Origin of the sequence: Dyella sp., assembly GCF_051954575.1 — a bacterium.
In the GTDB taxonomy this organism is placed as follows: Bacteria; Pseudomonadota; Gammaproteobacteria; order Xanthomonadales; family Rhodanobacteraceae; genus Dyella_B.
Genome location: NZ_JBQCHP010000050.1, coordinates 30,142 through 49,498, shown reverse-complemented (window position 1 = coordinate 49,498; position 19,357 = coordinate 30,142). Strand labels below are relative to the sequence as shown.

Sequence of the window (19,357 nt, the reverse complement as noted above, 5' to 3'; positions counted from 1 at the left end):
TCGGTGGTCCTCACATGGTTGTCAGCATGGAAGAGATGGTCTGCAGCAGCGCGGAAACATCGGCCGTCCACCGCCGCGAGGCCGCGCCATTGGGCTCGGTGGTCAGGCTGTTGTTGAGGCGATCGCGGTCCAGCAGATTGTGCTGGTTCGGATCGAGCTCGGCCGACACCGCCTTGCTCGGCTTGACGAAATCGAAACGCGCCCAGCGGCGATCGTCGTTCCAGCTGACGTCCTCGTGGGTGCCGTCTTCGAAGGTCACGCGCAGCAGTTCCGGCGCCGCCACGCCGTCACGGCGCACGGTGATCGTGCTGTGCCACGGATAAGGTCCGGGCGCGCCGGGTTTTGCGTCGGGATGCGCCTTGTCCCATTCGCTGCGCTTCTTGTCGATTTCCTTGTCCAGGTCCGAGCCGACCACTTCGGCCTGCTTGCCATCCTTCCAGGTGACGCCGGCCTGCGGCAGTTCCTCATAGCTGTCGATGTCGGCCACCTTGTCGTCGATGAAGGCAGTGCCGTAGACGTACTGGTTGAAGATGGCGTCGACGTCCTTGGCATCGCCAGAACTGTCGATCAACGCCGCGCGAAAATCGGCCACCGACGGATGGCGGAAATGCCAGCGCTGGTAGTAGAGGCGGAACGCCTTCTCCAGCGCCGGCCGGCCCAATCGCTCTTCCAGATCGTGCATGGCTGTGGCCGTGCGCGAATACACGGTGCCATAGCTGGTGCCGGAAAGGCGATCCCAGCTGTTTTGCGCGAGCGGATCGGCCGGGTGATCCAGTGTTGCGGTGATGCGCTCGAAGGCGAAGCCACTGATGTGCGGCGTTATCCCCAGGCGCTTGGTGAATGGTGAGGCGACGATCAGATCCTGCTTGCGCTCGCGCAGCATGCGGTTATCCCAGTATTCGTTGAGCCCTTCATCCAGCACCGGCTCTTCGAATTCGTTGGACGCGAGCAGGCCGTAGAAATAGCCGTGGCCGAATTCGTGGATGTTCACGAAATCGCTCAACATCTGGTTCATCGTACCCGGTTCGATCTTTTTGTAGCCTTCCGAAGTGAAGAACGTCGGATATTCCATGCCGCCGGCTTCGTCGGCGTTATATGGCGGAATCACTACCGTCAGCGTTTCGTACGGATAAGCGCCCAGCGTGCGCGAGAAGTAGCCGATCGCGTCGATGCTAGACTTCAGGCTCGGCGCGGCGCTGGCTTCGTATTCCGGCGGATAGATCACGCGCACTGCCACTTTCGGACTGCCTGGCCCTTCATAGCTGCCATCCAGCGTCTTGTAACCCTTGGCGGCGACCCATGCAAAGTCGTGCACGTCGCCTTGCACGAAGTGATAGGTGGCCTTGCCGTTCTTCTGCTCCGGCGCTCCCTGCAGCTTGCCGACCGCACCGACGGTGTAGTCGCTGGGCACGGTCAGGCGCACGTCGTACAAACCGAAGTCGGCGTAGAACTCGCTGAAGAAATGGAACTCGTGCACGTTCCAGCGCACCTGCGTGGCGCCGCGTTCGCCCGGCAGTTCCAGCACGCCGATCTTCGGAAACCATTGGCCGACCAGGTTGAAATCGCCCCACCATCCGGTGCGTTCCACCACGCGCGGCAGCTGACTGAGAAAATCGATATCCAGCGCCAGCGTGCCGCCGGCCGGCACCGGTTGCGCCAGGTCGATGCGCACCACCGTTTCATCCGTGGCCGGACCGCCATCGGGATGCACATAGCTCCATGTCAACGATGCACCGTTCTGCTGCACGCTCTGCAGGCGAATCCAGCCCCACTGCCCTTTCTCCAGTTCCGCGTTGCCGCGCGCCTTGCCGTGCGCGGTGAGTACCTTGCGCTCGGTGAAAAAGGTGCTGCCTTCGTTCTGGAATGCATTGAGATAGAGATGAAAGTACACGCTGTGCACATCGCGATCGCTGCGGTTGCGCCAGGTCATGTGTTCCTTGCCGGTCACCGCATGCTTGGCGGCATCCAGCTCCGCATCGATGCTGTAGCTCACCACGCGATCGGACAGCGTCGGTTCGTTGCCGGTGCGCTCGCCGCCCCAGGCGTTCGGCGCGCTTTGCGTGGTGATGATGGTGCCGCGAGCGGGCGCAAATGGAATATCTTGCGATACCGCCACCGGCGCCACTTCGGTTCGCTGTACTTCGCCTGCCGGCGTGACGGTTTGCGCGATCGCCTGGCACGACCACAGCACCATGCAGGCGGCGATCCATCCCCCGCTTCTGTTCGTTGCAAAGCCCATCGTGCGATCTCCCCTTCCGGTGATTCATCGAGCGTGCGGCATGCGCATCGATGCAGCATCGGCCAAACGTCATGCCGAACCGTGTAGGTTGGGGTGCAAACCCCAACATTCCCACCCATGACGAGCTTGGGGTTTGCACCCCAAGCTACGGGTGCATCTGTGCGAATACCATCGCACGCGCTAAGCTGCCGGCTGTTCAGCCACGTCACACGGAACCCGCTGAAAATCATGGACATACCGCGACGTTCCGAGGGAGCCTATCGACCATGCGTATCCTGATTGCCGAAGACGACCCTTCCATTGCCGCCGGCGTCAGCGCCGCGCTGCGCCAGGGGGGCCATGCCGTCGATCACGTCGCCGATGGTGTGCGCGCCGACGCCGCGCTGAAGGACACGCCGTACGACTTGCTGGTGCTGGATCTGGGGCTGCCCAGCCTGGATGGCAGCGAAGTGCTGCAGCGCGTGCGCAAGCGCGGCAGCGGACTGCCGGTGCTGGTGATCACGGCGCGCGAAGGCTTGCGCGAACGCGTGCGCGTGCTGGATCTGGGCGCCGACGATTACCTGGTGAAGCCGTTCGCGCTGGCCGAGTTCGAAGCACGCGTGCGCGCCCTGCTGCGCCGCTACACCACGCAAGGCGCACCGGAGATCAGCCTGGGCCGCCTGCGCCTGGACCTGCCCGGCCACCGCGCCTGGGTGGATGACAAACCGCTGGAGCTCACTGCGCGTGAATTCGGCTTGCTCGAAGCGCTGGCCGCACGCCCCGATCGCGTGACCAGCCGGGCGCAGTTGATCGAGGCGCTGTGTAGTTGGGACCAGGAACTCACCGACAACGGCCTGGACATCGCCATCTATCGTTTACGCCGCAAACTCGTCGATTCCGGCACACAGGTGCGCACCATCCGCGGCTTGGGTTACCTGCTGGAAGAGGTCAAGCAGGCATGAGTCTGCGCTGGAGCAGCGCTCGCCAGAGTCTGCGCAGGCGATTGCTGACCACGCTGCTGGTGCCGCTCACGGCGCTGCTGCTGCTCAACAGCCTGATCACCTACATTGGCGCGCTGATCTATGCCAATCACGTGCATGACGTGAACCTGGTCGACGACACGCTGACGCTGGTGCAGATGATGGCCAGCAAAAGTCCGGACGGGCGGGTCTCGCCGCAGGCGCAATTCCTGCTCGAATACGAACCGGAAGGCCGCAATTACTTCAGCGTCTTCAGCGCCAGTCATGGCTTGATCGCGGGCAATCCCAGCCTAAAGCCACCGGGCGGCTTGTTCATCAACGGCACCGCGCCGCAGCTTTACAACGTGCAGATCGAACGGCATGCCTTGCGCGCGGCGAGCATCCAGATGTCAAATCCGCGCGAACCCAGCGACCAACTCGAAGTGACCGTTGCCGAGACCTTGCGCGATCGGCGACTGGAAGCGCGCCAAATTTTGTTGTTGAGCATTCCCGCGCAGGCCTTGCTGATCATCGCAGCGTTTTTGCTGGTATGGCTGGGCGTGAGCACCGGTTTGCGCCAGCTCGAACCGCTCACCAATCAGCTGGCCAACCGCGAGCATGATCTGGCGCCGATCGGCGATGCCGAAGTGCCGGTGGAAATCCTGCCGCTTACGCGCACCATCGATGGTTTGTTCGCACGCCTGCGCGGCATGCTGGCCTTGCACGAGCGCTTCATCGCCGACGCCGCACATCAACTGCGCACGCCGCTGGCTGGCTTGAGCGTGCACGCGGAACGCGCGCAAGCCAGCAACGACCCGGCCACGATCAAGGATGCGCTGGACCACATCCAACGCCTGATCCGGCGCGCCAACCGCACCTCCAGCCAGTTGCTGGCGCTGACCCGCGCACAAACCGCCGAACACGAAGCCGGCGATACCGAGCGGCTTGATCTCGCACTGCTGATTCCCGAACTGGTCGGCCAGCGCGTGCATGAAGCGCTCGCCGCGGATATCGATCTGGGCTACGACGGCCCGGCCGGTCCGCTATGGATCGATGGCGATCGCCACCGTCTGCAGGAAATGCTCGACAACCTGATCGATAACGGCCTGCGCTACGCCGGCCGCGGCAGCCTGATGACGGTGTCGCTGGAACGCGAGAGCAACGCCATTTGCCTTGCGGTGGAGGACAACGGCCCCGGCGTGCCGCATGCGTGGATCGAACGCCTGGGCGAGCGGTTCTTCCGTGTACCGGGTAGCGAAGAGCAAGGCAGCGGCTTGGGGTTGGCGATCGTGCAGCGCATTGCGGAGTGGCATAACGCGCGGGTGCGCTATCGCAGCGGCAGCAGTGGACGTGGGCTGCGGGTGGAAATCGCGTTTCCGCAAGCGCGCGATACGTAGGTTGGGTTAGCGCAGCGTAACCCAACATTCGCCCGTTCGAAGTGACATCGTTGGGTTACGCTGCGCTAACCCAACCTACAAAAAAGGCGGCGCCGAAGCGCCGCCGTGTTGTCAGTTTCCCCTGCATGGAAACATCGACAAAAAAGTTTCCGATGTTTGGAGTAAGAGCGAATTACATTTGCTTCTTCGCCTTGGTCAGCAACTGATCCAGCAGCACCATCGCCAGATCGATTTCCTCATAGCTGATATCCAGCGACGGCGCGAAGGTGATCACGTTCTTGTACCAGCCGCCCACGTCCAGCACGAGGCCGATCTTCTTGCCGTTGTGTTCCAGGTCGCCAGCCAGGCCGATGTCGACCATCTTGTCCAGCAGCGCCTTGTTCGGCGTGTAGCCGTCGTCGGTGCAGATCTCCGCGCGCAACGCCAGACCCAGACCATCGACGTCGCCGATTTCCTTGTGGCGCTTCTGCAGATCCTTCAAGCCGTCGAGGAAGTACGCGCCCTTCTCCGGCACGGTCTTCTCGTAATCGAGCTCATAGCCCATCTTGATCACTTCCAGGCCGAGCGAGGTGCCGAGCGGATTGGAATTGAAGGTCGAATGCGTGGAGCCCGGCGGGAAGATGGTCGGGTTGATCATCTCTTCGCGCGCCCACAGGCCGGACAGCGGATTCAAGCCATTGGTGAGCGCCTTGCCGAACACGATGATGTCGGGCGTGACGCCGAAATGCTCGATCGACCACAGCTTGCCGGTACGCCAGAAACCCATCTGGATTTCGTCCACCACCATCAGGATGCCGTACTGATCAAGCACCTTCTTCAGATCCTTGAAAAAGTTGCGCGGCGGTACGACGTAACCGCCGGTGCCCTGGATCGGCTCGACGTAGAAAGCGGCGTATTCGGCCTGGTTGACCTTGGGATCCCACACGCCGTTGTATTCGGTTTCGAACAGGCGGGCGAACTGACGCACGCAATGGTCGGAATATTCTTCCGGCGTCATGCCCTTCGGACGACGGAACGGATACGGGAACGGAATGAACATCGCGCGCTCGCCGAAATGGCCGAAGCGGCGGCGATAGCGATAGCTCGAGGTGATCGACGATGCACCCAGCGTGCGACCGTGATAACCGCCTTCGAAGGCGAACATCAGACTCTTGCCGTTCTTGTAGTTGCGCACCAGCTTGAGCGAATCCTCCACCGCCTGCGCGCCGCCGACGTTGAAGTGCACGCGGCCCTTCAAGCCGAACTTCTTCTGCGCGTCGACCGCGATGGTCTTGGCCAGCTCGATGCGTGTCTGGTGCAGGTACTGGCTGGCGACTTGCGGCAGCACGTCGATCTGGCGCTTCAGCGTGTCGTTGAGGCGCTTGTTGCCGTAGCCGAAGTTGACCGCCGAATACCACATCTGCAGGTCGAGGAACGGCACGCCGGCCGTGTCGTACATGTAGCTGCCCTGGCCGTGGCGGAAGATCTTCGGCGGGTCGACGTAGTGCACGGTGTCGCCGAAGGAGCTGTATTGGGCTTCGTCGGCGAGCAGTTCGTCGTCGGGGATGACGTAGGAGGCGGCGTTGGGATCGTAGGTATTCATGCAAAGGAGACTGAAAGTGGTGAGTATCTGGACAATGCTTGCTCTCGCCTCACCGTCATTCCGGCGAACGCCGGAATCCAGTTTTGGCAAACCGTGCGAAGCACACAAAACCTTTTGATGCTGTGTGCTTCGTACGCCATGTTTGAACTGGATTCCGGCCTGCGCCGGAATGACGATTCGAACTATCAAGCATCACGAAGGAGTGAACGGTTACGCCAGGGCGAAGGCGGACGTATGCAAAAACTAAAAATTCGAAACCGCCGGCAACACCCGTGGCTCGTGCTCGGCCAGCAGGCTGCCGTCGAGCAGACGCGGCAGCAGCTCCAGCGCATCCTCGAAACCGGTGATCGGCACATAGGGAATGCCGGCGGCGCGGCAGTGTTCGATCAGGCGGTGCTTGGCGAATACGAAATCCACCTGGTCGGCGGCGCAGAAATCCGAAGCGCCGTCGCCGATCAGCAAAGTCTTGGCACCACCTTCGCGTGCCTGCGCCACGCACGCGCACTTGCAGGTGCCGCTGCGGCAGCCGGCGTTCTGGAACGGCGAGGTGAGCTGCCACTGGCGCGGCGGCGTGCCGGGAGCCAGGTGATTGGCTGCCAGCGGAAGATGGTTCAGGCCGTAGCGGCCAAGGATGCGGTCGATGGCGTAGTCCAGGCCATCGCTGACGATGCGGATCGGTGCGCCCAGTTCCGTTGCACGGGTGACGAAGTGCGGGAAGGCATGATCGATCCACAAGCCATCCAGGTGCTCGTCGAGCTCTTCGCCGCTCACGTCGAGCAAGGCGACCTGTCCGCTCATGCATTCGCGCGAGCCGATGCGGCCAGCACGCCAGTCCTGCTCCAACGCTTCCCAGCCGGGACGGCCGAAACGATCCAGCAGCGAGTCGATCACGTCCTCGACGGAGATCGTTCCGTCGAAGTCGCAGAGGATGTTCCAACCGGTCACGCGCGCCACCCCAAACCCACATCTATGGAGTAGCCATCTTGGCAAGCATCCCCTTTCGGGTCCCTTTCCGCTGGAAGCTGCGAGCGTCAGCCAAACGAGGGGCCGACCGGCTATGCTTAGCGTTTGCACGCCTCCATTGACGGTTTTCTTCCGTGCACGATCCCGCATCACGCCTTGCACCACCCGTGTCCCGCCGGCCGAAAGCCGGGCTGAATCTGCTTTGCGTGCTGGTGCTGACCGTGCTGGCCGGTTGCACTGCAGCACCGTTGCCGGCCTTGAAACCGTCGGTGCCACAGACCTGGCGCAATGCGCCCGCGGCCGCGCCGAATGCTGCGCAACCGGACCTGCACAACTGGTGGCAGGCGTTCAACGATCCGCAACTGAACTCGCTAGTACAGCAAGCACTGACGCATAACCTGGACGTGAAAGCAGCGGCCGAGCGCGTGCTTGCCGCGCGCGCGCTGTACCGGCACACCGACGACAAGTTCCTGCCGAACCTGCGCTTCGATACCAACCAGGTGATCCAGCCGGACGCCAGCGCGTCGTATTTCATCGTCGGCTTCGATGCGCTGTGGGAAATGCCGCTGTTCGGCGCGCTCAAGAGCACCCATCGCCTGGCCGCCGGCAACATGGACCTGGCGCGCGCGCAGTTGCAGGGCGCCTACGTCACCCTGGTCGCCGAAGTGGCGCGTTGCTGGATTGCGCTGCGCAGCGCGCAGGAACAGGCCAGGCTGTTGAATGCGGTGCACGATGCCAACCAGGAAAAACTGCGCCTGCTGCAGGTGCGCGAAAACCTGAAGCTGGCCTCGCCCACCGACGTGGCCGCCGCGCAGGCCGAACTGGCGCGCTCGGAAATGGCATTGGTCGATCCGCAGCGCGCGATCGACGCCAACGCGCAACAGCTCGCGCTGCTGCTCGGGCAGGACGAACCCGATCCGGCATGGCTGCAGGAAAGCGGCGCCCAACCGCAACTGGGCGACTGGCAGATGACCAGCGCGCCGGCCGACCTGCTGCGCACGCGCCCGGAAATCGCCGCGGCCGAAGCGGAAGTGCTGCGCGCCGCCGGCGCCGCAGGCATCAGCCGCGCGGCGATCTATCCGCACATCGGGCTGGGCGCCTCGCTGGACTGGTCAGTGAACCTGCTGAGCCATCACACCTTCATCCGTTCCGGCGACGGCATTTTCTCCGCCGGTCCGGTGATCGACATGCCGCTGTTCGATTGGGGCACGCGCATCGCGCAAGCGCATTCGCATCAGCATGAGCTGCGCGCCGCGGTGTATGCCTATCGGCAGGCGGTGCTGCAAGGCGTGGCCGAAGCCGAAGTCGCGATGGGCGACCTGCAGCAGGCACGCCTGCGCGAAACCGCCGCCGGCAAGGCCGCGCAAGCGCTCGGCAGCAACGCCGCCGCGCTGGACAAGCGCCACAGCCTGGGCCTGGCCAGCACGCTGGACCTGCAGGACGCCGCCATCGCGCAGCAGAACGCGCAACTGGCGCTGGTCTCCGCGCGCGCCGAACGCGACCTGGCCTACGTATCGCTCTACAAGGCGCTGGGCGGCGCGCCGCAGCCGACAGTGAACGTGGCGGCCGACTACAAGGCGCTCGGCAACAAGAAAGAGGCCAAATGATGGTCGCCCTTGCGCGCAAGACCCTCATCTACGAATGGCGCCGCTTCCTGCCCGCGATTCTCGCGGTGGGGTTCGCCAGCCTGCTGCAATTGCTGCAGGCGGCGCTGGTGCTGGGTATCTTCGGCAGCGCCAGCGTCTACATCACCGGCTCGTCCGGCGATTTGTGGGCCGGTTACCCGGGCACGCAAAGCGTGAACCTCGGCCGTCCGATCAGCGAAGACGTGGCGATGCGACTGCGCATGGATCCGGACGTGGTCAAGGTGGAACCGTTCCGCTGGGTGGATGCGGACTGGCGCGGCCCGCGCGATACCGGCGGCGTGTCGGTGTTCGTCTCCGGCATCGATCCGCGCGCCGACGGCATGATGTTCTCGCGCGCCCTGCCTTTGGCCTTGCGCGCGCGCTTGAACGAACCGGGCGCGGTGATCGTGGACAAGGCCGATCTGGACAGCCTTGGCGTCAACATCGGCGACACCGCGGCCATCAATGGCCAGCGCGTGCGCGTAGTGGGTGTGAGCAGCGGCTTGCGTGCGTTAGGCGGCGTGAACATTGTCGCCTCGCTGGAGACCGCGCGCGTGCTCGACCTCTCGCCCGAAAACGCCGGCAGGATGACCTACTTCGTAGCCAAGCTGCGTCCCGGCGTAAAACCGAAAAAAGTCGCCAGCCGCCTCAACGGTTCCAATGCGTTCGGACCGTATACCGTTTGGACGGCCAAAGCCTTCGCACGCGAATCGCAGTTGTACTGGATGTTCGACACCGGCGCAGGCGCGGGCGTGCTGTTCCTGGCCGGCATCGTGTTCCTGGTCGGCGCGGTGATCACCAGCCAGACCCTGATCGCCGCGGTGATCGGCTCGATCCGCGAATACGCCACCTTGAACGCGCTCGGCGTCGGCCGCGGTTCGTTGCGCAAGGTGGTGATGGAGCAGGCGTTCTGGGTGGGCGCCTTAGGTTTGCTGTGCAGCGTGGTAATCGGCGCGATCCTGCTGGTGATCGCGCGCAGCCGTAGCGTGCCGATGGAAATGCGCCCACTCACCGCCGCGGCATGCCTGGCGCTGAGCATGGCGCTGGCGATCGTATCGGGCCTGGCTTCCGTGCGTAGCTTGCGCCGCGCCGATCCGGCGAGCCTGCTGCGATGAACATGCCCATGAATGCTTCCAATATTTCCACCAATGCAGTCACGCTGCAGGCGCGCAGCGTGCGCAAGTCGTTCGTTTCCGGGCGCGTCGAAAGCACGGTGCTGCACGATCTTACGCTGGACGTGCGCGCCGGCGAACTTACTTTGATCTCCGGCCCCTCCGGCTGCGGCAAGAGCACGTTGCTGGCGATTCTCAGCGGCCTGCAACCAGCCGATGCGGGTGAAGTCCGCGCGCTGGGCCGCGAGCTCAATGGCTTGAGCATGCGTGCGCTGGAAGCATTCCGCCTGCAGCACACCGGCTTTGTGTTCCAGGGCTTCAACCTGTTTCCCGCCTTGACCGCGCTGGAACAGGTGGAATTGCCGTTGAGCTACATGGGGTTGCCACGCGATGTGGTGCGCAAGCGCGCGGTGGCCTCGCTGGAAGAAGTCGGCCTCGGTCCGCGCATGAGCATGTTGCCGATCGAATTGTCCGGTGGCGAAAAGCAACGCGTGGCGATCGCCCGCGCGCTGGCCAAGCAGCCGGAGCTGCTGTTCGCCGACGAACCCACCAGCGCGCTGGATGCCGCCAACGGACAGATCGTGATCGACATCCTGCACCGCATTGCCCGCACCCACGGCACCACCGTGCTCTGCGTCAGCCACGATCCGCGCCTGGTCCACCACGCCGACCGCGTGCTGGCGATGGAAGACGGCCGCATTCTGAGCGACCATGTGCCGCCCGCCGCGTCCGCCATGACCACCGAGCACTCCTGAGAACTTTACGCATGACTCTGCGCAATCTCCGCCTTCCGCTTGCCCTGCTTGCCGCCGCGCTGCTGGCCGGGTGTTCGCAAGACGAAGCACCGGCCTCCGCGCCCAACGCCGCCACGCCAACCTATTCGGCCGTGGCGCGTGGGCGCATCGATATCGAAGGCGGCCTGTTGAAGCTCACCATGCCCAGCGAAGGCGTGGTGGCGCAGGTCGACGCGCATGAAGGTGAGCAGGTGCACAAGGGCCAACTGCTGGCGCAGCTCCAGCTCGAACCCGCCAAGCTGGCATTGGATTCCGCCCTGGCCGAACAGCAGCAGGCCACCGCGCAGATCGGTGCGCTGGAAACACGCGCCAAATCCGCCAGCCTGCGCGCATCGCGCCTGGAACAGGCCGCCAAGGCCGGGGCCGGCGACGTGCAAAGCGCGGACGACGCACGCCAGGCCGCGCAACAAACGCAAGTCGAATTGAACAACGCACGCGCCGCAGCGGCGATGGCCGCACAGAAGGTAGCCGGCGCACGCTATCAACTGGCGTTGCGCAGCCTGCATGCACCGGTCGACGGCCAGATCGTGCAGCGCCTGGTGCAGCCCGGCGCCTCGGTATCGCCGGCAACCGGCCCCGTCTTCGTGCTGCTGCCCGATTCGCCGCGCATCGTGCGCGCCGAACTCAACGAATCCTTCGTCGGCGTCGTGCACGAAGGCATGGCCGCCGAAGTAGACGACGACAGCGGCAGTGGCATGGCGCCACTGAAAGCGCACGTGCTGCGCATCGGCAACGTGTTCGGCGCCAGCACGCTGGAGGACGACCCGCAGGTGCGCGCCAACACGCGCTCGGTGGAATGCGTGCTCACGCTCGACCAGCCGCCGTCGGCGCCGTTGCGGATTGGCCAGCGGGTGCTGGTGAAGTTTGCGCCCAAGTAATGCGCACGTAGGTTGGGGTGCAAACCCCAACGTCGTCATGCCTATGCATTGCGTGATGTATTGCCATTGCCTGCGACGTCTTCAGCTCTTGCGCGCCCAAGAAACTCATTCGACTACGACTTCCCATGTACCCAGGGATTCTGGCGCCTCTGCACACTGCTCCACGCACATTTCAAGCGCAGCCATGAAATGGCCTTGCAGCGCATCGACTTCGGCATGGCTCAAACATTTTTCGTCGCCGAAATACACGAACCGCAGCTGGCCATGCAGCGAATAGGTGAAGATGCCCAGCAGCCTGACGACGAACGAATGCACGAACAGCCGGAAGTCCTTCACCTCGAACGGCGCGTCCTCCCCGAGCACGCGGATATCGCCGAAGTTGGAAAATGAAAAGACCCGCCGATGGCCGCGTCCGCGCATGAAATTATGCAACCGCACGATCGAGCGCATCTTTTTTTCCGAAGGCGTCCTGATCATCTCAAAGAACTGATATTTCCCTGGGATATCGATCAGCTCCTGTTCTATGTTCAGACGCACCTGCTTATGCATTGCACGTGCGCGCTCCCAGAAATCCCTGGCATCGCCCTGCCCGGTCCTGATCCTGAAACTGCCGCCGCTGAAAAAGAGCATGTCGCTCTTGATCTGGGGTATTCGCTCATCGCGCCGTCCGTCGAAAGGGCTTTCGATCCATGCCGGCGCCCGCTTGCCGAACGTCGCCTGCAGCGCCATATCCAGCGCCGTCAACAAGGCGGCATGCATGGAAACCTTTTCGAGCCTGCAGCGTTGCTTCAGCAAGGTCGACAGTCCCTGGCTTGCGCCCCATTCCCGATAAAGCTCCTTGTTGTCCACTGGCCTGCGAGAACCTGGGATCAGCGCGAACACCGCGTTCAGGATGCGTGCCACGCGCCGGCGCCGGGGAAGATCTTCGTCACGCACATCACCGATGATGTCGTGAAGGGTCAAGGGTGCATAAGGGCACAAGGTGTCGTCACGATACAGCGACTTCAGCACCTCTCTGATCAAGATAAGCATGCTCATGCCATCGCAGATGCGGTGCGAGGCCGTAAACAGCAGCTCGTTGCTCGCCTTGGATCTCAACCAGGCTACGCGCAACTGCGGTTGATGATGCGCAAAGACCGCAGTCAGCTCGGCCTGGCGTTCCCTTGCACCATGTTCTTCCGACTCGATCTCGACGCTGCGCAGCGGAATCGGGCCCGCCGTATCCGCTTCGTAGTAAAGCCCGTCGCTTTGCTGGCGGATAAGCGCCCGCAACGCCGGGTGTTTGCGCTGCACCCGCTCGAGCGCCGAGCGCAGGCGATTCATGGACACGTGACCATCCACGCTGACCAGGCAAGTGAGATTGCCCTCGATCATATATTCCACGGTGGAGAGCTTCCGTTTCATGCTCGCCGCCTATTCGACAGTGGCCGATGGGTTGTCGCGAATAAGGATGTCCTTGCGCGCCGATCGATTGCAGAATGCAGCGATCCTTGGATGCGCACGCTCGAAGGTACCCAGCACGCCGAATCGTCCATCCACGTAGCCGGCCATCATCGCAACCAATTTGCGCAGCTTCTGCGGTTCGAACAGCATGACGCAAAGCGCCCAGTAGAGGGCCAATGGACCGCTCATCCAATGCAGCGACCATCTTGAGCGGTAAAGCCGCAGCGAATGAACGGCGTTGCGCGTGCCGTAATAGCGCCGCCATGCCGCATGGTTGGTGGTGAACAGCTTGCCGTGGCGCTCGATATGTCCGGTGGTTTGTCGCAGCGTCACCGCGGCATTCATGTAAACCGGCACGCCCATGCTGGTTGCGCGCAAGCCATATTCGACGTCGATGCATTCGATGAAATAATCCTCCTTGAACGCACCCACGGTACGGTACGCCTGCGCGGATATGGCCGAACCGGAAGAGATCACGAAGAGCGTGGGAAACAGTCCCTCCATCTCCTGATCGATGCGAAACGGCTTGGGCAATCTTCGCCCCGGCGGCGTCACTGGCATGCATCGCTGCAAATGGATCTCGTAAATCTTGGGGCCCATAATGAAGGTATCGGTGCCCAGCCCTGCGCACGCCTCCATCATCTTTACGAAAAAGTGCTCATCGATCTGCGAATCCTGATCGAGCAGAAAAACCACCTCACAGCCCCGCAGCAGCAGCAATTCCATGCCCCGGTTGTAGGCGCCGGCCAGGCCACCTTGGTTGCGATTGAAGATCACGGTGGCGCCAGCCCTTCGCAATGTCTCGTAAAGATGCGGGCTCGGCTCGGGCGAGTTGTCGACAGCGATGACGTTTCCACACAGTGCCGCTGCCTTGTGAAGATTGCCCACGAATTCGGCCGTGGGTTGGTAAAGCACAAAGATCAGGCCAAAGGTTTGCATAGGATTCCCATCAGTGCCGATGAAGACTCGCCACGTTGCCGTACCATCCAACCTGCACGGGCCACACCCGCTGCCGACTTCAGCCAGCTACGCAACGGCTCGGTAGCCGTCATCCACGACCGGCGACAGAAAACCCCACGCTTGCAGGCAACGCAAAGCGGCAGCCACACCATCTTCGGCTCGCACGCGCTCGCCCAGTGCCGCCGCGGATCGACGCACGGGTTCCTGCAGCGCGCTTACGATGGCGCTTGCCAGTGCTTCGGCAGCTAGATTTTTGCGATCCAGCGCCGGTGGCGCCACGCCCACGCGTTGCAGGCAACGCGCCCAGAACGGTTGGTCGCCGTAAAACGGCACGATCACGGAAGGAATGCCGGCACGCACCGCCGCCGCGGTGGTGCCGGCGCCGCCGTGATGTACCGCGGCAGCCATGCGCGGGAACAGCCAGTCATGCGGTGCACCTTTGGTGATGAAGATCCGATCGTCGTGCGCGCCCTCTTTCGCCGACAGACCACCCCAGCCGGTGGCGAGCACCGCACGCTGGCCACTACGGTCGATCGCATCGAGCACGCAGGTCGTGAACTGTTCCGCCTGCGCAGTCACCATGCTGCCGAATCCCACATAGATCGGCTTGGGTCCTGCATCGAGAAACTCGCGCAAGGCCTGCGACGGCTGCCAGTGCGGTTCATCCAGAAACCAGTAACCAGTGATCTGCGCGGTATCGGGCCAATCGACCGGCCTTGGCACGACCGCTTCGCTGAAACCGTACAGCACACGCTGCTGCCGGCTGTGGAAATAAGGTCCGTACCACGGATAACGCGGCAGGCCGAGCTGTGGACGCACCAGGTCGTTGATGGCCGGTTTCATCACGTACCACACCAACAGGCGCAACACGTTGTACAGAGGCATGTTCAAGGCTTGCGGCAGCTTGCCTGCGCCCGACAACACCAACGGCGGCATCACGCGCGATGGCGTCAGCGGTTGCAACTGCGCGCCGACGAAGGGAATGCCGCGCGCCTCGGCCACCGCCTTGGCCAGCAAGGTGCTGTTAGCCACGCCGATCACCAAGCCGGCGCCTTCGGCAGCAGCCATGCCTTCGCGCGCCCAATGCGTGGCCCACTCGCTATAGAAACGTCGCGAAATGCGCGCCATCGCCGCCATGTTCAAACCCTGCTCGGTCATCTCGCGATTGGAATCGAGCAGGCTTTGGAAGTTGGCGGTGAGCGGGAAAAAGTCCAAACCCGCGCCACGCACCATGCGCTCGAAGTTGACGCTGGTCACGATGCGCACCGCATGGCCGGCGCGTCGCAAACCGACACCCAGGGCCACGCAAGGCCGGATATCGCCTTGCGTGCCGATGGTGAAGATCGCAATGGGTGCCGTGGACTCAGGCATAAGCCGCCAGCCCTCCCGCAAGCGAATGATCCATGGCATCCGGCACGACTTGCGCCGCGCACTCCAGCGGACGCACCGATGCGAGCGCATGCAGGCGTTGCGTCAGCGTTCGGGCGATCTGCGCGACCGCATCGGCATCGAGCATGCCCTGGTGATGGCAGGCGACGTCGTGCACGTCCAGCCAACCGTCGACATAGGGTCGCCATGCTTCCGGTTGGTCATAAAGCTGCGCTGTGAGGTCCACGTCTTCCTTCAAGGCGGCGCGGAAGAACAGCACATCGGCATCGATCCGCCGCGGCACGTGCCGGCGCGCAAGCATGAGGTTATTGAGCGTGACGTTGGAGACACGCTCGATCAACTGAGGATCGTTGCGCGAGATCTCCCGCACGAACGGCATATCGAACACGCCGTATTCCTTGCACAGCAGCGCGGTCAGCGCGGGCAGATCCGCGGGCGGATGCTCGGCATGCTGGTGGAAGCCGAGGAAGCGCAGGATCGCCCGGATGTCATGCGCGGGATCGATCGCCGACGGCGCGTCGTCGACGACGAACGGATAGGCATCCAGCAAGGCCAGGCATTCCACCTGCTGCCCGTGCGCCTGCAGCTGCGCGGCCATTTCGTGCGCGATCAGGCCGCCGAGCGACCAGCCCAGCAAACGATAAGGCCCCTCCGGCTGAATGCGCCGCATCTGCGCCAGATGATCGGCCGCCATCTGCGCGACGTTCCCTGGCAACGATGCACCGCTGCGCAGGCCGCTCGATTGCAAGGCATACACCGGCAGCTTGTCGTCGAGATGACGCAGCAGGCTGGTGTAGGCCCAGCCCAGTCCCACCGCGGGATGGATGCAGAACAACGGCCGCTCGCGATGCGACACGCGCAAGGGCAAGACCTCGCCCAGCGGATCGCTCTTGTTCTGCGCGCGCTCGAGATAACCGGCCAGGCCGGCGATGGTCGAGGCTTCGAACAAGCAGGCCAGCGGCAGCTCCATGCCGAAGTGGTCCGGGAAACGCGCGATCATTTCCGCCGCGCTCAAGGAGTCGCCGCCGAGCTGGAAGAAGTTGTCGTGCACGCCGACGCGCTCAACACCCAGCACCTGCTTCCATAGCGCGCAGAGCTTGCGTTCCACCTCCGTCGTGGGTTCGGTGTAAGCAAGCTCGCGTTCGACCCGCACCGGCAGGGGCAGCGCCTTGCGATCCAGTTTGCCGGTGGGCGTCAGCGGTAGCGCATCGAGTTCCATGATCTGCGCAGGCAGCATGTAGTCGGGCAGGAACTTCGCCAGATGCGCGCGCAGCTCGTCGGCCATCAGCCGCTTGCCGGAATGCGGCACCACGTAGCCGATCAGCGTTGGTGCGCCATCGTCTTCGCGATGCACGGCAACGGCCGCGTTGATGACGGCATGGTGGCGCACCATTGCCGCTTCGATTTCGCCCAGCTCCACGCGATGGCCGCGAATCTTCACCTGCGCGTCCGCGCGACCGACGAAATGCAGCGACCCTTCGCTATCCCAATACACCAGGTCGCCGGTGCGATACATGCGGCTGCCGTCGTTGGCGAATGGATCGGGCACAAAGCGCGCTTCCGTCAACTGATGATGGTTGAGATAGCCTCTCGCCACGCCTGCGCCGGCAATGTACAGCTCGCCGATCGCGCCCGTTTGCACCAGCTGCTGATGCGGGTCCAGCACGTACAGCCGTGTGTTGAGGATGGGGCGGCCGATCGGCGGCGCGTGAGAACTCACCTCCTTCAAGGTGATCGCGGTGGATAAGACGGTGGTTTCGGTGGGGCCATATAGCTGCGTCACGCGCGCCGCGCGCTGCACGAGATGGGCGGCCAGGTCCGCACTCAGCGCTTCGCCGCCGACCAGCACGTGCAGCCGCGCCAGGTACGCTTCCGAACTGGCCAGCAGCACGCGCCAAAGCGAGGGCGTCGCCCACATGTGCGTGACGCTATGTCGTTGCAGCAAGCGCAGCAGCGCCTGCGGATGGCGCACGGTTTCGCCGCTGGCGATCACCACGCTCGCGCCCGCACTCAACGGCAGGAAACGCTCCAGCATCGCGATGTCGAACACCATGGTGCCGATCGCCAGGAAACGATCGGCCGGATCGAGCGCCAATTGCTGCCGCATGCCTTGCAGCAGATTGCACAGGTTGCGATGCGTGACCTCCACACCCTTAGGACGTCCGGTCGAACCGGAGGTATACAGCACGTAGGCAACGCCGTCCGGCTGCGACAGGTCCGGTTCTTCCCCACGCGTTTCCAGTGCGACGTCGATGTCTTCCGGATACAGCCGCATCATCCCGCCGAGCCCGAAGCGCTCACATAGCTCAGGCGACGCAAGCAGGGCGATCGGCGCGGCGTCGTTGAGCATCATGGTGATGCGCTCCGGCGGCCCGTCCGGATCCAGCGGCAGATAGGTGGCCCCCGCACGCATCACGGCCAGCAAAGCGATCAACCACTGCTCGCCACGCGGCAGCATCACCGCCACGATGTCGCCGGGCAGCACGCCATCGGCGATCAGCTGCCGCGCCTGGCGCACGCTGCGATCGTGCAGCTCGCCGTAACTCAGCACGGCATCTTCGAACAGCACCGCCGGTGCATAAGGTGCGAGTTGCGCCTGTCGCGCGACTTGCGCAGGCAGGCTTTCGTCCATGATCGGTGCGGCTGTGTCGTTCCAGGTATGCAGTAACGTGTGACGTTCCTGCTCGCCGAGGATGTCGATCCGCCACAGCGGGACATCCGGTTCGGCCAGCACGCCCTCAACCAGCAGCGCCAGGCGCCGCCGATGGTCGTCCAGATCGGCCATGCTGTATAGCACCGGGTTGGCGTCGAAATCGAAACGCAGTTCACTGCCGTCGCCGCGGTCGTAGACGAACACAGTGAGGTCTTCGCCGGAACCATTCGACACATTGTGCGAGATCACGGGCGCACCGCCGAAGTTGAGCTGGTAATCGAACGGTTCGATGTTCACCCCCAGCCAGGCAATGTGCTTGCCCTGCCCGATCAGGCCCAGATCGCGGCGCAGATCCTCGTAGCGGTATTGCTGGTGCCGCAAGGCCTGCCTGACCACTTGCGCGACCTGTGCGAACAGATCGACCGCTGTAGTGTCGGGCGCAAATTGCAGGCGGATCGCCACGATGTTGGCGACCATGCCCGGCGTGCGGCGCAGGGCGGCGTTGATGCGTCCGGACACCGGCATGCCGATGACCAGGTCTTGCGCACCGGTGGCGCGGTGAAAGTAAGCCGCTACCAGCGCAATCAACATCTGCGGCAGGCTGGTGGCGGTCTGCTTGCCCAGCTCGCGCAGCCGTCGCACGGTGTCGATGGACAGATGCCCGGTGCTGCGCCGCAAGCCGCCCATGCTGCTGTGCGGCCCCAGGCGCGACAGCGATACCGCTTCGGGCAGGTTCGCCAGTTTCTCCTTCCAGAACTCGCGATCACGCTGCAAGCGGTCCGAGTTGCGATATGCCGACTCCGCTTCGATCAGCTCCTGCAGCGAACCGAATTCACACGGTGCAGGTTCGCGCTCTTCCAGATAAGCGTTGTAGAGCTCGGCCAGGCGCCGCGCGATCGCGCCGCCGCTGTACCCGTCGTACACCACGTGATGCGCGCGCTGGTACCAGTAGTAGCAATCCTCGGCGGCCTTGAACAAGGCGCTTACGAACAACGGATCGTTGGCCAGGTCGACGGGACGGCTGAGCTCGGCCAGCATCCACGCTTCGGCCGCCGCGCGCGGATCGCTTTCGCCGCTGACGTCCACATACGGAAAATTTCCGTGATAACCAGGCCTTACGATCTGGCTTGGACGCCCGTGGTGTTCGATGATGCACACGCGCAGCGTTTCTGCTTCATGCGTGACTTGCCGCAACGCGCGCATGAAAAGCTCCGGCTGTATCGGCCCGCGGATCTCAAGCATCTCGGCGATGTTCAAGGTGGCGTCCGCCGCCCCGATCTTCTGGCCCACCCACAAGCCGCGCTGGGCGGTGGTCAACGGAAGCGACATAGGTGACTCGTGACTCATTACGCGTTCTCCTGGCGAATGCACACGCTTCAGTCAT

The 19,357-nt window shown here is 63.5% G+C and carries 13 protein-coding genes; 6 read left to right on the top strand and 7 right to left on the bottom strand.

Annotated elements, in window-relative coordinates; all coding sequences use genetic code 11:
* Positions 1–10 precede the first annotated feature (10 nt).
* Entirely contained in the window at positions 11–2,194 is a 2,184-nt protein-coding gene (locus ACTHNE_RS07505; protein WP_324942187.1) for a M1 family metallopeptidase, read from the bottom strand.
* Positions 2,195–2,505: 311 nt separating this feature from the next.
* Here ACTHNE_RS07505 and ACTHNE_RS07500 point away from each other — a divergent pair, with 311 nt between their 5' ends.
* Complete coding sequence (locus tag ACTHNE_RS07500; RefSeq protein WP_324942184.1) at positions 2,506–3,180, top strand: response regulator transcription factor; 675 nt, start codon at positions 2,506–2,508, stop codon at positions 3,178–3,180.
* The gene (locus ACTHNE_RS07495) at positions 3,177–4,574 is read left to right on the top strand and encodes a sensor histidine kinase (protein WP_324942182.1); all 1,398 of its coding nucleotides are present in this window, start codon (positions 3,177–3,179) and stop codon (positions 4,572–4,574) included. Before ACTHNE_RS07500 ends, ACTHNE_RS07495 begins: the two co-directional genes overlap by 4 nt.
* 172 nt (positions 4,575–4,746) lie before the next feature.
* On the opposite strand, the gene ACTHNE_RS07490 is transcribed toward ACTHNE_RS07495, so the two are convergent.
* Together ACTHNE_RS07490 and ACTHNE_RS07485 are read right to left on the bottom strand one after the other, a co-directional pair.
* Complete coding sequence (locus ACTHNE_RS07490; RefSeq protein ID WP_440268914.1) at positions 4,747–6,156, bottom strand: aspartate aminotransferase family protein; 1,410 nt, start codon at positions 6,154–6,156, stop codon at positions 4,747–4,749.
* A 243-nt stretch (positions 6,157–6,399) separates the two neighbouring features.
* A complete protein-coding gene (locus ACTHNE_RS07485; protein ID WP_324938326.1) occupies positions 6,400–7,101 on the bottom strand; it encodes an MtnX-like HAD-IB family phosphatase in 702 nt (233 codons plus the stop codon).
* Positions 7,102–7,286: 185 nt separating this feature from the next.
* Between ACTHNE_RS07485 and ACTHNE_RS07480 the strand changes: the two genes are divergently transcribed.
* Genes ACTHNE_RS07480 through ACTHNE_RS07465 form a run of 4 tightly spaced genes read left to right on the top strand, consistent with a single transcriptional unit; the run spans position 7,287 to position 11,528 of the window.
* Positions 7,287–8,726 (top strand): efflux transporter outer membrane subunit, encoded by a 1,440-nt coding sequence (locus tag ACTHNE_RS07480; protein WP_440268913.1) that lies wholly within the window; start codon positions 7,287–7,289, stop codon positions 8,724–8,726.
* Positions 8,726–9,859: an ABC transporter permease gene (locus ACTHNE_RS07475; RefSeq protein WP_324938332.1), complete on the top strand. Its 1,134-nt coding sequence runs from the start codon at positions 8,726–8,728 to the stop codon at positions 9,857–9,859. Before ACTHNE_RS07480 ends, ACTHNE_RS07475 begins: the two co-directional genes overlap by 1 nt.
* 8 nt (positions 9,860–9,867) lie before the next feature.
* A complete protein-coding gene (locus tag ACTHNE_RS07470; protein WP_324938320.1) occupies positions 9,868–10,611 on the top strand; it encodes an ABC transporter ATP-binding protein in 744 nt (247 codons plus the stop codon).
* Positions 10,612–10,622: 11 nt separating this feature from the next.
* Positions 10,623–11,528 carry an HlyD family secretion protein gene (locus ACTHNE_RS07465; RefSeq protein WP_324938317.1) on the top strand — a complete coding sequence of 302 codons (906 nt, stop codon included), beginning with the start codon at positions 10,623–10,625 and terminating at the stop codon, positions 11,526–11,528.
* A 105-nt stretch (positions 11,529–11,633) separates the two neighbouring features.
* Here the strand turns inward: ACTHNE_RS07465 and ACTHNE_RS07460 are convergent, their stop codons facing one another.
* The 4 genes from ACTHNE_RS07460 to ACTHNE_RS07445 form a co-directional block, all read right to left on the bottom strand.
* On the bottom strand, positions 11,634–12,932 hold the full coding sequence (locus ACTHNE_RS07460) for a condensation domain-containing protein (protein ID WP_324938314.1): 1,299 nt from the start codon (positions 12,930–12,932) through the stop codon (positions 11,634–11,636).
* Positions 12,933–12,941: 9 nt separating this feature from the next.
* Entirely contained in the window at positions 12,942–13,910 is a 969-nt protein-coding gene (locus tag ACTHNE_RS07455; protein ID WP_324938311.1) for a glycosyltransferase, read from the bottom strand.
* Positions 13,911–13,997: 87 nt separating this feature from the next.
* Positions 13,998–15,302 carry a glycosyltransferase gene (locus ACTHNE_RS07450; RefSeq protein ID WP_324938306.1) on the bottom strand — a complete coding sequence of 435 codons (1,305 nt, stop codon included), beginning with the start codon at positions 15,300–15,302 and terminating at the stop codon, positions 13,998–14,000.
* On the bottom strand, positions 15,295–19,302 hold the full coding sequence (locus ACTHNE_RS07445; protein WP_440268912.1) for an amino acid adenylation domain-containing protein: 4,008 nt from the start codon (positions 19,300–19,302) through the stop codon (positions 15,295–15,297). Before ACTHNE_RS07445 ends, ACTHNE_RS07450 begins: the two co-directional genes overlap by 8 nt.
* Positions 19,303–19,357: the final 55 nt, after the last annotated feature.

Bases quoted from the DNA above. Each gene is read 5' to 3' on its own strand.
- ACTHNE_RS07460 (WP_324938314.1), bottom strand. From the start codon at position 12,932: ATGAAACGGAAGCTCTCCACCGTGGAATATATGATCGAGGGCAATCTC.
- ACTHNE_RS07470 (WP_324938320.1), top strand. From the start codon at position 9,868: ATGAATGCTTCCAATATTTCCACCAATGCAGTCACGCTGCAGGCGCGC.
- ACTHNE_RS07465 (WP_324938317.1), top strand. From the start codon at position 10,623: ATGACTCTGCGCAATCTCCGCCTTCCGCTTGCCCTGCTTGCCGCCGCG.
- ACTHNE_RS07500 (WP_324942184.1), top strand. From the start codon at position 2,506: ATGCGTATCCTGATTGCCGAAGACGACCCTTCCATTGCCGCCGGCGTC.
- ACTHNE_RS07445 (WP_440268912.1), bottom strand. From the start codon at position 19,302: ATGTCGCTTCCGTTGACCACCGCCCAGCGCGGCTTGTGGGTGGGCCAG.
- ACTHNE_RS07475 (WP_324938332.1), top strand. From the start codon at position 8,726: ATGGTCGCCCTTGCGCGCAAGACCCTCATCTACGAATGGCGCCGCTTC.
- ACTHNE_RS07505 (WP_324942187.1), bottom strand. From the start codon at position 2,194: ATGGTGCTGTGGTCGTGCCAGGCGATCGCGCAAACCGTCACGCCGGCA.
- ACTHNE_RS07495 (WP_324942182.1), top strand. From the start codon at position 3,177: ATGAGTCTGCGCTGGAGCAGCGCTCGCCAGAGTCTGCGCAGGCGATTG.
- ACTHNE_RS07490 (WP_440268914.1), bottom strand. From the start codon at position 6,156: ATGAATACCTACGATCCCAACGCCGCCTCCTACGTCATCCCCGACGAC.
- ACTHNE_RS07455 (WP_324938311.1), bottom strand. From the start codon at position 13,910: ATGCAAACCTTTGGCCTGATCTTTGTGCTTTACCAACCCACGGCCGAA.
- ACTHNE_RS07450 (WP_324938306.1), bottom strand. From the start codon at position 15,302: ATGCCTGAGTCCACGGCACCCATTGCGATCTTCACCATCGGCACGCAA.